The organism is Streptomyces sp. XM4193, from assembly GCF_023072595.1.
In the GTDB taxonomy this organism is placed as follows: domain Bacteria; phylum Actinomycetota; class Actinomycetes; order Streptomycetales; family Streptomycetaceae; genus Streptomyces.
In genome coordinates, this window is sequence record NZ_JALLGK010000001.1 from 1,529,581 (window position 1) to 1,541,097 (window position 11,517).

Here is an 11,517-nt window from a genome sequence, read left to right on the forward strand (position 1 = left end):
ACGGGCCTTGCGCCGCGGTGAACGGGGCCGGGCCGGGCCGGAGCGTACGGCGCGGCGGGCGGCGCCCTGCGGGGGAGCCGTGCGGCTCAGTGGGCCCAGAGATCGGTGACCGAGAGGTCCAGCTCGGTCAGGAGCCGTCGCAGCAGCGGCAGCGAGAGCCCGATGACGTTGCCGTGGTCCCCGTCGATCCCGTCCACGAAGGGGGCGGAACGGCCGTCGAGGGTGAAGGCCCCCGCCACGTGCAGCGGTTCGCCCGTCGCCACGTACGCCGCGATCTCCGCGTCGCTCGGTTCACCGAAGCGCACCGTCGTGGACGCGGTGGCCGCGGCGCGGCGGCCGTCCGCGGTGTCGATCACGCAGTGACCGGTCCGGAGCACCCCGCTGCGACCGCGCATGGACTTCCAGCGTGCGACGGCGTCCTCGGCGTCGTCCGGCTTGCCCAGCGCGCGACCGTCCAGCTCCAGCACCGAATCGCAGCCGACCACCAGCGCTCCGGCCGCGGCCTCGCGTGCGGCCACCGCCTCGGCCTTCGCCTCGGCGAGCACCAGTGCGAGCTCGCCCGGGGTGGGTGCGTCCAGCGCGTCCTCGTCGACCCCGCTGACGATGACCTCGGGCGCGAAGCCGGCCTGCCGCAACAGGCCGAGGCGGGCGGGGGACTTGGAGGCCAGGACGAGACGTCGGGCGGCAGCGCTCATGCCGCCATCGTAGAACCGGCCGTACGCGCCCCGACCCACGGCCCGGTGCCGCCCCGGCAACCCCGCGGGGCGGTGACGCCGCGACGGTGAGGTGCCGGGCTGCGTGGACTGCGTGGGCTGTGCGGGCTGCGTGGGCTGCGTGGGCTGTGCGGGCGTGCGGGAGCGAGCGGTCAGCGGACGCCGAGCACCAGCATCACGGTGAAGATCACCGCGGCGAGCAGCCAGGCCGCCCGGTGGAGACGCTGCTGCACGGCGAGCAGTCGCTTCGAGGGGCCCTCGGGTGGGGGGTCGGACCAGAGCATGTGCACCAGCGTGCCCCTCGGCGAGCCGCCGCGCCTGAGTACGCGTACTCAGGCGCGGGCCCGGATCCCGCCCGGCAGGGGCGGCTCAACCGCCCGTAACGGGACGGACGACGTGGTTGCCCGGTGCACGCAGCGAAATCCGGTGCTGCGAGCGGCGAACCGGGCCGTGACGTCCGCGGGACGGCCCGGTTCGCCGGTGGCGGTTACGCGGGCCAGTACGTGGTGCGCCAGGCGCGCGGCCCGGGCTCGGGTACGCGCCGCGGGACCAGCCGCGCCGGATCCGACCACTCGGAGGGGTCGTCCGCACCCTCCTCGACCGCCGCCGCTGCTGCGGCGCGCGCCTGGACCACTGCCAGCGCGGCGGCCAGCTCCTCGGGTGTCGGGTTGCCCCGTACGACCTTGATCATCGCGGTCTCCCTGCGTTCGGCTCGTCGTCCTCGGTTCTGCGTGTCCGGTACCGGCCGCGCGGCGCCGCCTGCGAGCTGCGACACCGCTTCCCGGGGGCGCCAGGGCTCCCGGGTGTACGAGACCTACCCGCCGGACGCCCGGGTACGCCCGCGCGCCCGCCCGTTTGCTGCCCGCCCCCGCCGCGCCGCGCCCGCCGCCCGGCCACTGCCCGCCGACCGCCGCGCCCGCGCCCGCCGCCCGCCCGGCTGCGCCCGCTACAGCGGGATGTTGCCGTGCTTCTTGGGCGGCAGCTGCTCCCGCTTGTTGCTGAGCGAGCGCAGTCCGCGGGTGATGTGCCGCCTGGTTTCGGAGGGCATCACCACGGCATCGACGTAACCGCGCTCGGCGGCGACGTACGGGTTGAGGAGGTACTCCTCGTACTCCTGGGTCAGCTGGGCCCGCAGCTGCTCGCGCTCGGTCTCGTCCTCGACGGCGGCGAGCCGGCGGCGGTGCAGGATGTTGACCGCGCCCTGGGCGCCCATGACCGCGATCTGGGCCGTCGGCCAGGCGAAGTTGAGGTCCGCGCCCAGGTGCTTGGAGCCCATCACGTCGTAAGCGCCGCCGAACGCCTTGCGGGTGATGACGGTGATCAGCGGCACGGTCGCCTCGGCGTAGGCGAAGATCAGCTTGGCGCCGCGCCGGATGATGCCCTGGAACTCCTGCTCCGTGCCGGGCAGGAAGCCGGGCACGTCCACGAAGGTCAGCACCGGCACGTTGAAGGCGTCGCAGGTCCGTACGAACCGCGCCGCCTTCTCGCTGGCGTCGATGTCCAGGCAGCCGGCGAACTGCATCGGCTGGTTGGCGACGACGCCCACCGACCGGCCCTCGACCCGCCCGAAGCCGGTGACGATGTTGGGCGCGAAGAGAGCCTGCGTCTCCAGGAACTCCCCGTCGTCCAGGACGTGTTCGATGACGGAGTGCATGTCGTACGGCTGGTTCGCGGAGTCCGGGATGAGGACGTCCAGCTCCAGATCGCGCTCGGAGGTATCCAGGTCCGCCTCGTCGGGGAAGGCGGGCGGCTCGGAGAGGTTGTTGGACGGCAGGTAGGACAGCAGGGTCTTGACGTACTCGATCGCGTCCTTCTCGTCGCCCGCCATGTGGTGCGCCACACCGGAGGTGGTGTTGTGCGTGCGCGCGCCGCCGAGCTCCTCGAAGCCAACGTCCTCACCGGTGACGGTCTTGATGACGTCCGGGCCGGTGATGAACATGTGCGAGGTCTGGTCGACCATCACCGTGAAGTCGGTGATCGCGGGCGAGTAGACCGCGCCACCCGCGCAGGGACCGACGACCAGCGAGATCTGCGGGACGACGCCAGAGGCGTGAACGTTTCGCCGGAAGATCTCCGCGAAGAGGCCGAGCGCCGCGACGCCCTCCTGGATGCGTGCGCCGCCGCCGTCGTTGATGCCGATGATCGGACAGCCGGTGCGCAGCGCGAAGTCCATCACCTTGACGATCTTCTCGCCGTAGACCTCGCCGAGCGAACCGCCGAAAATGGTGAAGTCCTGGGAGTAGACCGCCACCGGGCGGCCGTCCACCGTGCCGTAGCCGGTGACGACCCCGTCCCCGTACGGGCGGTTCTGCTCCAGGCCGAAGTTGGTCGAGCGGTGCCGGGCGAACTCGTCCAGCTCGGTGAACGAGCCCTCGTCCAGCAGGAGTTCCACCCGCTCGCGGGCCGTCAGCTTGCCCTTGGCGTGCTGCTTCTCCACCGCGCGCTGCGAGCCCGCGTGGACGGCCTCCTCCGAACGACGCCGGAAGTCGGCGATCTTGCCGGCCGTCGTGTGGATGTCGGGCGTTGTTTCCTGCTCGGACACGGGAGCGGCTCCTACTCGTCCTTGAGAACTACCGGCCCGTAACAGTAACGGCGGTGTGCAGGTCTCGCTGATGCGGCGTTGGCCACACCCGCGGACCCTAGGCTTGAGGCATGAAGCCGAACTCGTCGGGGAATGGGCCGCGTCCCGGGCCCGCCAAACCGACCGAAGCGACCGCGCCGGGCCCCTGGACGGACCTCGACCGTCCCCCGCTGAACGCCGCCGCCCTGCGCCGTGCGCTGCTCTCCGGCGGCACCCGCGCGGGCGCCGCCGGTGAGGGCCCGCGAACGGGAGGGCTGTGGAGCGATCTGGAGATCGTCGAGGAGACCGGCTCCACCAACTCCGATCTCGTACGCCGCCTCGCGCACGAGCGGGTGGCGGAGGGCACCGTCCTGGTCGCCGAGCGCCAGGTCGCCGGACGCGGCCGGCTCGACCGGGGCTGGAACGCGCCCGCCCGCAGCGGGATCTTCGTCTCGGTCGTGCTGCGGCCGGGCCCCGAGATCGAACCGCACCGGCTCGGGTGGATGCCGCTGCTGGCGGGTGTCGCCACCGCCACCGCGCTGGCGCGCACCGCAGGCGTGGACACCGCGCTGAAGTGGCCGAACGATCTGCTGGCCGCGGTCGACGGCGAGGAGCGCAAGATCGGCGGCATCCTCGCCGAGCGCATCGGCGACCGGCACACCGGCGCCGTCGTCCTCGGCATCGGGCTCAACGTCACCCTGCGCGCGGACGAACTCCCCGTGCCGCAGGCCGGTTCGCTCCGGCTCGCGGGCGCGCTGAACACCGACCGCGACCCGCTGCTGCGCGCGGTGCTGCGTTCGGTCGAGGAGTGGTACGGCAAGTGGCGGGACGCCGAGGGCGACGCCGCGGCCTGCGGTCTGCTGGAGACGTACTCCGCGGGCTGCGCCACCCTGGGCCGCCAGGTCCGCGCGGAGCTGCCGGGCGGCAACCATCTGGTCGGTGAGGCGGTGGCCGTCGACGGTGACGGTCGTCTGGTGCTCAACCTCGGCGACGGGGTGCTGGAATCGCTCGACGCGGGCGACATCGTCCATCTGCGTCCGGGCGGCTGACCGGCGCCGTTCCCCGGAGCGCAGCCGTGCGGCCGGGCCCGGGGAACGGCCGACGCGTCCAGCACCGTGCCAGGTGAGGTTTGGCACAGCTGCCGTATCGTGGGGCCGTACGCGGCGCGACGGGCGCGGTGGGAGTGAGAACGGAAGGGCAGTGCGCACGGACCTGGTAAGGGGCGGGCAGTGACCGCGAACGAACCGGAGAACTCCCCGCACGCCGCGGACCCGGAATCGGGCGGCGGACGAGGGGGCGAATCGGGAGACGGCGCCTCCGGCGCTCGACGGGTGTCGGCACCCGGCGCCACCGGACCGACCCCGGACGACGCTCCCCACCCCCGCACGGACCGTCGCGACGACCCGCAGGCAGAGCCGCGCGGGGCCTCCTCCGCCGAAGCGGCCCCGGACCGCGGCTCCGAGCCCGCGGGTTCCACCGTCGCCGGGCCCGGCCCGGCCGCCTCCGCCGAGGCTCCGGACCGGGAGCTGATGCCCGGCGACAACCCCAACGCCCTGAAGATCGAGGAGCTCATCCTCGACGCCGAGCGCAAGTACACCGCCTTCCAGGCCGCCAGGGCCGCCGGGGTGCCGATGGAGCTGGCGTCCCGCTTCTGGCGGGCGATGGGCTTCCCCGACATCGGCCAGGCCCGCGCGCTCACCGAGGCCGATGTCCTCGCGCTGCGCCGCCTCGCCGGCCTCGTCGAGGCGGGCCTGCTGAACGAGGCGATGGCCATCCAGGTCGCGCGCTCCACCGGCCAGACCACCGCACGGCTCGCCGAGTGGCAGGTCGACTCCTTCCTCGCCGGGCTCACCGTCCAGCCGGAACCGGGCATGAGCCGGATGGAAGTCACCTACCCGCTGGTCGAGTTGCTCCTGCCGGAGCTGGAGGAGTTCCTCGTCTACGTCTGGCGCCGCCAGCTCGCCGCCGCCACCGGACGTGTGGTCCAGGCCGCCGACGACGAGGAGATGGTCGACCGGAGGCTGGCCGTGGGCTTCGCGGACCTGGTCGGCTTCACCCGGCTCACCCGCCGCCTGGAGGAGGAGGAACTGGGCGAGCTGGTCGAGGCGTTCGAGACCACGGCGGCCGATCTGGTCGCGGCCAACGGCGGCCGGCTCATCAAGACCCTGGGCGACGAGGTCCTCTACGTGGCGGACGACGCCGGCACCGCCGCGGAGATCGGGCTGCGGATGATCGAGACCCTGGCGGGCGACGAGACCATGCCCGAGCTGCGCGTCGGACTCGCCTTCGGCACCGTCACGACGCGGATGGGCGACGTCTTCGGCACGACCGTCAACCTCGCCAGCCGGCTGACCTCCATGGCGCCCAAGGACACCGTTCTGGTGGACGGTGTGGTGCGGGAGAAGCTCACCGAGACCGGTGAGGCACCGGAGTCCGAGGTCGAGTCGCAGTGGGTCGGCGAGGAGGAGTCCAAGGCGTACCGCTTCGCGATGCGCCCGCTCTACCAGCGTCCCGTCCGCGGCCTGGGCGTCGTCGAGCCCTGGCTGCTCTCCCGACGCCCGTAACCCGGTCGTCTCTTCGGCGGGCTCCGACGACCCCCGTCCGCCTCCCTGTCTGTCCCGAACCAGCTCTTCGTTTTCGGAGAGCTGGTCAAGTCCCGTACGGAATCTGTGAGTTCGTCGGAGCGGGTCCGGCCCCCGGGCGGAGTCGGACGTGTGCTCCGTACCCCCGCGAGTCGCCGAAGGCTAGGGTGTGAGCGACCGTTAACTGGGAGGGTGCGATGACGCGCTTTGGTGAGTACGTCGAGGTCAGGTACGACGAGGAGCAGGGCGAGCGCACACATGTGGCGGAGCTGGTGCTCGACCGTCCCCGCGCGATGAACGCCGTGTCCACCGGGATGGCCCGCTCGATCGCCGACGCCTGCGCCGAGCTGGGCGCGGACGAGAACGTACGGGCCGTCGTGGTGACCTCCAGCAGCGAGCGCGCCTTCTGCGTCGGCGCCGACCTCAAGGAGCGCAACTCCTTCAGCGACGCCGAGTTGGGGCAGCAGCGCCCGGTGGCGCGCGCCGCGTACACCGGTGTGCTGGAGCTGCCCGTGCCCACCGTTGCCGCGGTGCACGGGTACGCGCTCGGCGGCGGGTTCGAGCTGGCGCTGTCCTGCGATGTGATCGTCGCCGACGCCACCGCGGTGGTCGGGCTCCCGGAGGTCTCGGTCGGCGTCATCCCCGGCGGCGGCGGTACGCAGCTGCTGCCGCGTCGCGTCGGCGCCGCGCGCGCCGCCGAACTCGTCTTCACCGCCCGCCGGGTTGAGGCGGCGGAGGCGCAACGGCTCGGCCTGGTCGACGAGTTGGTCGACGAGGGGCAGGACCGCTCGGCCGCCCTCGCGCTCGGACGGCGGATCGCCTCGAACTCGCCGGTCGGGCTGCGTGCGGCCAAGCGTGCCCTCCGGCTCGGCTGGGGCATGGACCTGCGGACCGGCCTGGAGGTCGAGGACGCCGCCTGGCGCTCGGTTGCCTTCTCCGGCGACCGGGCGGAGGGCGTCGCGGCGTTCAACGAGAAGCGGAAGCCGGACTGGCCCGGCAGGTGACCCCGCCGTCGCGCCGTCCCGCGCCGCACCCCGTGCGCGTGGCGGCGCGTGTCTGGCGGTGGCGGGTGGCCTGCGGTCGCGCGTGTCCGGCGGAGGTGCGTGGCGGCGAGTGCCTGCGGAGGTGCGCGTCCGGGTAGAGGTGCGTGTGCGGGTGCGGAGCCCGGGCCCCGCGCGGGGCCCGGGGCCGTGGGGGCCGGTGTCGGCGTACGGCGTACCCCGGCGCCGCGTCGCGTACCTCTCGGAGCACGAAGGCGCAAATCGCCATATTCTGGACAGGATGTCGGACGAGTTGCACCTCGACGCCGTCGTGGCCCTCGCTCAGGCCATGGCCGTCGCCCCCACGCTTCCCGCGGCAGCCGCACGGGCTGCCGCGGGTGCGCGTCGTGCGCTGGGCGGGGACTTCGCCGCCGTCTCGCGCTGGGACCGGGCCGGCGGTCGGCTCCGGGTGTTGGTCAACGACGGTGATCTCGCGCCCGGCGAGGTCCCGTTCCCGGTCGACGAGTCCTATCCCGTCCACGACTTCCCCGAGATCACCGAATCTTCACAACCCGGTTCCGGGTGCGATTCGTCCACCTCCGTCGTCAGTGCGCCGCCCGCCTGGGTGGAGCACGCGGGCGGGGCGGCCTCCGACCGTTCGGCGGCGCTGCACCGGCGCGGCCGTACCAGCTGCGTCGTCGCCCCACTGGTGCTGGACGGGCGCGCCTGGGGCGAGTTGTACGTCGCGCGGGGTGCCGGCGGGGCCGAGTTCGCCCACGCGGACGCGGAGTTCGCGACAGTGCTGGCCGGGGTGGCGGCGGCCGGAATCGCCCAGCACGAGCGGCTCGCCGAGGTGCGCAGGCTGGCGTTCACCGACCCGCTGACCGGCCTCGGCAACCGCAGGGCGGTCGACGAGCGGCTGGCGGAAGTGCTCGGCGGACCCCGGGACGAGTCGGTGGTGGTGAGCCTCGTCGTCTGCGACGTCAACGGGCTCAAGGGGGTCAACGACCGGTACGGCCACGCCGCCGGCGACCGCCTGCTGGAGCGCTTCGGCTCGCTGCTCTCCCGCTGCGGCGCCGCGCTGCCCGGTTCGCTGGCGGCGCGCCTGGGCGGCGACGAGTTCTGTCTCCTCGCGGTCGGCCCGCCGGCCGACGAGGTGGTCCGGGCCGCCGCCGAACTGTGCGCCCGCGCGGTCGAGTTGACGATCGGAGAGGGCGTCGCCTGCGGGGTGGCGTCCACCGGCGACCCGATCGGGCGGGTGCGGTCCGGCCGCCGGCTGCTGCGGTTGGCCGACGCGGCGCAGTACCGCGCCAAGGCCGCCCGGGCGGCGGGGCCCGTGGTGGCCGGCCGGGAGATCGCGGCACTGGCCGACGCGCCCCGCCCGCCCTCCGGCGACCGCCGCCGCTTCCGCCGCCGCTGACGCCGTTCGGGGCCGTACGGCCCCGGCCGGGACGGCCCACAGGGCCCGCGAGGCCCGTGCGACCCCCGGCCGGAACGGACCGCAGGTCGTACGCCGGCGTCTCACCCGGCGCCCGACTCAACCGACGTACCGGGTCGACGACGCGGGTCAGGTGCGTGGGGGCCGTGACCGTGTCCGTCGGGGCCCGGCTACCTGCCGGCCGGCAGCGGGTCGCGGTGACCCAGTTTGGGTGCGGGCAGGGCCTTGACGAACCCGCTCCAGCCGGGTGCGGCGAGGGTGAGCGTCATCCAGGAGCCGTCCGGGAAACCGATCTCGTGCATCCCGCCCCTGATGTCGCTGCGGTCGCGCACCCAGCTGATCCGGCTGAGGTCGGCCGCCCATCCGCACTCCGTCGCGGAACCGACCCGGCTGCCGATCTGCGCGGTCTGCACGTACGCCAGGCGGTAGTGGGAGTTGGTCACGACCAGGTTCAGGCTCACCCCGGTGCGGGAGCGCGGGCGCATCGCGAGAGCCAGTCGGCCCGCCTCGCTCTCCCAGCCGCCCGACACCGCGCCCTTTCTGGGCTCGTCGTTCCACATCAGCCGCTCCATGATCGCTTCGAGGACGTTCAGGGGAGCTCCCACGACCCGAAGCAGTCCGAGGCCGAGGTTGGCCAGTCGGTCGCCCGGCATGCGCTGTCCGGGGAAGACCCGGGGACGCTGCCAGAAACGCGGTCCGGGCTTCAGATTGCCCGGCCCGGCCTGGTGCCGGGCGACCAGCGTCTCGCCGTGCGCCAGCGCCGCCGTCACCCGCTCGGTCAGCGCCAAGTCCCGCTCGCTCACGCTCAACTCCCTTTGGTGCCATGGATGTACAGACAGTCTGATGCGCGCGATTCGCTCGACAGCCGCTTCCCCTGCTCCTCCCGAAACGGCGGAGTGCAGCGTCGGCCACGTCGGTCTGATCCCTCCGCATGAGAGAGGGCGGACGCTGGTGCCGCCCAGGGGTCAGGTGAGGAGGGTGAGGGTGGCCCGTACGGTCTTGCCGCCTGGTGGGTGGGGGACGGTGTCCCAGTGGTCGGTGAGGGCGGTGACGAGGGCGAGTCCGCGGCCGGTCGAGGCCGGTTCGTCGGTGTCGGCCGGGGTGGGGCGCGGTCGGGGTTGCAAGTCGCCGCGGGCGTCGGTGACTTCGATCCGGAGAGGGCCGGCCGGCGGCGTGAAGCGGAGGGTGAGGCGGAAGCTGCGGCCGGGTACCCGGCCGTGGAAGGCGGCGTTGGCGGCGAGTTCGGCGATCACCGACTCCGCGCGGGCGTACAGCTCGAACGGGACGTCCCAGGAACGCAGTTCGGCTGTTCCGATCAGGCGGGCGAGGCGGGCGCCGCGCCGGGTGGAGGACAGCAGCTGGCTGAACGTGCGGGTGTGGGCGTCGAGTTGTACGCGGGTGTGGTGCATGGGCGTCAGCCTGGCGCCCGTGAGCGGACGGAATCGAGCGCCGCGCCCCGTACGCGGAGTCAGCGTACGGGCACGCTGGGTGGACAGTACGCGTCTAAGTCGTTCACCGTGAGCTGTGGGTGCGGAGCGCATGGCGCGCTCGTCGCGGCACGGCAGGGAAAGGGGCGGCGAATGGTCAGTGTCGATGGGGACGCAACCGGAGTCGGCGGTGTGCGGACGGACGCGGGGGAGTGGGAACGAGAACCGGGGCCGTCGGACAGTCTGCGCACGTTCGGGGCGGTCGTGCAGGCGCTGCGGGAGCACTCCGGCCTCAGCCGGACCGAGTTCGGCGACCGTGTCCGCTACTCCAAACACACTGTGGAATCGGTGGAGTTGGGACGCCGTATGCCGGACGAGGCGTTCGTCGAACGCGGCGAGGAGGCGACCGGCAACACGGGAGCGCTGCGCAAGGCCGCCCGCCACCTCACGCGCGGTGAGGCGGGCCTGGCCGCCTGGTTCCGCCGCTGGGCCCGGCTGGAGCGGGAGGCACTGAGCCTGTGCACGTACGAATGTCGGCTGGTCCCGGGGCTGTTGCAGTCCGAGGCATACGCGAGGGCAGTGTTCGAGGGCACCATTCCGCTGCACACGGACGAACATCTGGAGGCGCAGCTCAGCGTCCGGATGGAGCGGCAGACGATATTGCGGGACCGGCCGACCGTGCCGTTCAGCTTCATCGTGGAGGAGCACGTCTTCCGGCGGCGCTTCGGCGACGTGGCGGCGATGCGGGAGCTGTACGACCATGTCCTGGAACGCAGCGCCCCACGCAACGTGACACTCCAAGTGGTGCCCCTGGCAGCTGGGTTGCACGCCTGCCTGGACGGGCCGGTGCAGGTGCTGGAGACGCCGGAGGGGCGCCGACTCGGATACTCCGAAGGGCAGCAGAACGGCCGTCTGATTTCCGACCGAAAAGAGGTCAGCCTCGTCTGTCAGCGTTATGAAACACTGCGCTCGCAGGCCCTCAATCCAGTGGACTCCCGGGTCCTGCTGGAGCGATTGCGAGGAGAGCTATGACAAGCGACACGAACGAACTTGCCTGGTTCAAGTCCAGTTACAGCGGCAGTCAGGGCGACAGCTGCGTAGAGGTTGCGATGGCTCAACTGGCCGTCCATGTACGGGACTCGAAGGATCTGACTCGTCCGGCGTTCGCTGTCGGTCGTGATGGCTGGGACGAGTTCATCCGGTTCGCGTCCACGAGCTGAACTGCCGGGCAGCACCTGCAAGTTGCTCTACCAGGGTGGCCGCCTGCACAGCCGCCCCTGAAGCCTGGGGAGCCCCGGGTCCTGCTGGAGCGGTTGCGAGGAGAGCTATGACAAGCGGCACGAACGAACTTGCCTGGTTCAAGTCCAGTTACAGCGGCAGCCAGGGCGACAGCTGTGTGGAGGTCGCGGTGGCTCAACTGGTTGTCCATGTGCGGGATTCCAAGGGTCTGACTCGTCCGTCGTTTGCTGTCGGTCGCGATGGCTGGGACGACTTCGTCCGGTTCGCGTCCGCGAGCTGAACTGCCGGACGCCATATACGAGTTCTCCCAAGGGGTGGCCGCCCACGCGGCCACCCCTTCGCGCGCTCACCCGGCGAGGCCGCTCGCCCGGCTGCTCGGGCGTCGAAACCAGCGACCGTGTCCACGTTCGCGCCCGTGCTCGTCGGCTGCTGCCGTGCTCGTCGATCGTCGGCGATCGACTCCGGGCCGCAGCCAAGCACCGTCGCGGCACCGTCGCGGGTCGGTACGACGTCGGCCGGCTCTGAGGTCCGGTGCACTGCCCACCCGCCTGCGCCGTCCCCGCCGTGTGCGTTGCCGC

At 72.7% G+C, this 11,517-nt stretch carries 13 protein-coding genes; 7 read left to right on the forward strand and 6 right to left on the reverse strand.

Going from position 1 to position 11,517, the window contains the following annotated elements; genetic code table 11:
- Positions 1-86: 86 nt before the first annotated feature.
- The 4 genes from MTQ01_RS06430 to MTQ01_RS06440 all read right to left on the reverse strand — a co-directional run bounded on the left by MTQ01_RS06430 (position 87) and on the right by MTQ01_RS06440 (position 3,255).
- Positions 87-695, reverse strand: coding sequence for a nucleoside triphosphate pyrophosphatase (locus MTQ01_RS06430; RefSeq protein WP_247487306.1), 609 nt, complete (start codon positions 693-695; stop codon positions 87-89).
- A gap of 170 nt (positions 696-865) precedes the next feature.
- Complete coding sequence (gene mmpB / locus MTQ01_RS24915; RefSeq protein WP_268980881.1) at positions 866-997, reverse strand: morphogenic membrane protein MmpB; 132 nt, start codon at positions 995-997, stop codon at positions 866-868.
- A 203-nt stretch (positions 998-1,200) separates the two neighbouring features.
- Entirely contained in the window at positions 1,201-1,404 is a 204-nt protein-coding gene (locus MTQ01_RS06435; protein WP_247487308.1) for an acyl-CoA carboxylase subunit epsilon, read from the reverse strand.
- A 255-nt stretch (positions 1,405-1,659) separates the two neighbouring features.
- Entirely contained in the window at positions 1,660-3,255 is a 1,596-nt protein-coding gene (locus MTQ01_RS06440; RefSeq protein ID WP_247487310.1) for an acyl-CoA carboxylase subunit beta, read from the reverse strand.
- A 110-nt stretch (positions 3,256-3,365) separates the two neighbouring features.
- Here MTQ01_RS06440 and MTQ01_RS06445 point away from each other — a divergent pair, with 110 nt between their 5' ends.
- From MTQ01_RS06445 to MTQ01_RS06460, 4 genes are all read left to right on the forward strand, one after another.
- Positions 3,366-4,322 (forward strand): biotin--[acetyl-CoA-carboxylase] ligase, encoded by a 957-nt coding sequence (locus MTQ01_RS06445; protein WP_247487312.1) that lies wholly within the window; start codon positions 3,366-3,368, stop codon positions 4,320-4,322.
- Between the two features lie 180 nt (positions 4,323-4,502).
- The gene (locus MTQ01_RS06450; RefSeq protein WP_374207615.1) at positions 4,503-5,837 is read left to right on the forward strand and encodes an adenylate/guanylate cyclase domain-containing protein; all 1,335 of its coding nucleotides are present in this window, start codon (positions 4,503-4,505) and stop codon (positions 5,835-5,837) included.
- A gap of 215 nt (positions 5,838-6,052) precedes the next feature.
- The gene (locus MTQ01_RS06455) at positions 6,053-6,859 is read left to right on the forward strand and encodes an enoyl-CoA hydratase/isomerase family protein (protein WP_247487314.1); all 807 of its coding nucleotides are present in this window, start codon (positions 6,053-6,055) and stop codon (positions 6,857-6,859) included.
- Between the two features lie 277 nt (positions 6,860-7,136).
- Positions 7,137-8,255 carry a diguanylate cyclase domain-containing protein gene (locus tag MTQ01_RS06460; protein WP_247487316.1) on the forward strand — a complete coding sequence of 373 codons (1,119 nt, stop codon included), beginning with the start codon at positions 7,137-7,139 and terminating at the stop codon, positions 8,253-8,255.
- A 188-nt stretch (positions 8,256-8,443) separates the two neighbouring features.
- Here the strand turns inward: MTQ01_RS06460 and MTQ01_RS06465 are convergent, their stop codons facing one another.
- Together MTQ01_RS06465 and MTQ01_RS06470 are read right to left on the reverse strand one after the other, a co-directional pair.
- A complete protein-coding gene (locus MTQ01_RS06465) occupies positions 8,444-9,076 on the reverse strand; it encodes a hypothetical protein (protein ID WP_247487318.1) in 633 nt (210 codons plus the stop codon).
- 162 nt (positions 9,077-9,238) lie between these two features.
- Entirely contained in the window at positions 9,239-9,682 is a 444-nt protein-coding gene (locus tag MTQ01_RS06470) for an ATP-binding protein (RefSeq protein WP_247487320.1), read from the reverse strand.
- 171 nt (positions 9,683-9,853) lie between these two features.
- Between MTQ01_RS06470 and MTQ01_RS06475 the strand changes: the two genes are divergently transcribed.
- From MTQ01_RS06475 to MTQ01_RS06485, 3 genes are all read left to right on the forward strand, one after another.
- On the forward strand, positions 9,854-10,732 hold the full coding sequence (locus MTQ01_RS06475; protein WP_247487323.1) for a helix-turn-helix transcriptional regulator: 879 nt from the start codon (positions 9,854-9,856) through the stop codon (positions 10,730-10,732).
- Positions 10,729-10,920, forward strand: coding sequence for a DUF397 domain-containing protein (locus MTQ01_RS06480; protein ID WP_247487325.1), 192 nt, complete (start codon positions 10,729-10,731; stop codon positions 10,918-10,920). The genes MTQ01_RS06475 and MTQ01_RS06480 overlap by 4 nt, the downstream gene beginning before the upstream one ends.
- A 107-nt stretch (positions 10,921-11,027) precedes the next feature.
- Complete coding sequence (locus MTQ01_RS06485) at positions 11,028-11,219, forward strand: DUF397 domain-containing protein (protein ID WP_247487328.1); 192 nt, start codon at positions 11,028-11,030, stop codon at positions 11,217-11,219.
- Positions 11,220-11,517 lie beyond the last annotated feature (298 nt).

Excerpts from the sequence above, each read along its gene's own strand:
- MTQ01_RS06430 (WP_247487306.1), bottom strand. The coding sequence starts at position 695 with ATGAGCGCTGCCGCCCGACGTCTCGTCCTGGCCTCCAAGTCCCCCGCC.
- mmpB (WP_268980881.1), bottom strand. The coding sequence starts at position 997 with ATGCTCTGGTCCGACCCCCCACCCGAGGGCCCCTCGAAGCGACTGCTC.
- MTQ01_RS06435 (WP_247487308.1), bottom strand. The coding sequence starts at position 1,404 with ATGATCAAGGTCGTACGGGGCAACCCGACACCCGAGGAGCTGGCCGCC.
- MTQ01_RS06445 (WP_247487312.1), top strand. The coding sequence starts at position 3,366 with ATGAAGCCGAACTCGTCGGGGAATGGGCCGCGTCCCGGGCCCGCCAAA.
- MTQ01_RS06455 (WP_247487314.1), top strand. The coding sequence starts at position 6,053 with ATGACGCGCTTTGGTGAGTACGTCGAGGTCAGGTACGACGAGGAGCAG.
- MTQ01_RS06460 (WP_247487316.1), top strand. The coding sequence starts at position 7,137 with ATGTCGGACGAGTTGCACCTCGACGCCGTCGTGGCCCTCGCTCAGGCC.
- MTQ01_RS06470 (WP_247487320.1), bottom strand. The coding sequence starts at position 9,682 with ATGCACCACACCCGCGTACAACTCGACGCCCACACCCGCACGTTCAGC.
- MTQ01_RS06475 (WP_247487323.1), top strand. The coding sequence starts at position 9,854 with ATGGTCAGTGTCGATGGGGACGCAACCGGAGTCGGCGGTGTGCGGACG.
- MTQ01_RS06480 (WP_247487325.1), top strand. The coding sequence starts at position 10,729 with ATGACAAGCGACACGAACGAACTTGCCTGGTTCAAGTCCAGTTACAGC.
- MTQ01_RS06485 (WP_247487328.1), top strand. The coding sequence starts at position 11,028 with ATGACAAGCGGCACGAACGAACTTGCCTGGTTCAAGTCCAGTTACAGC.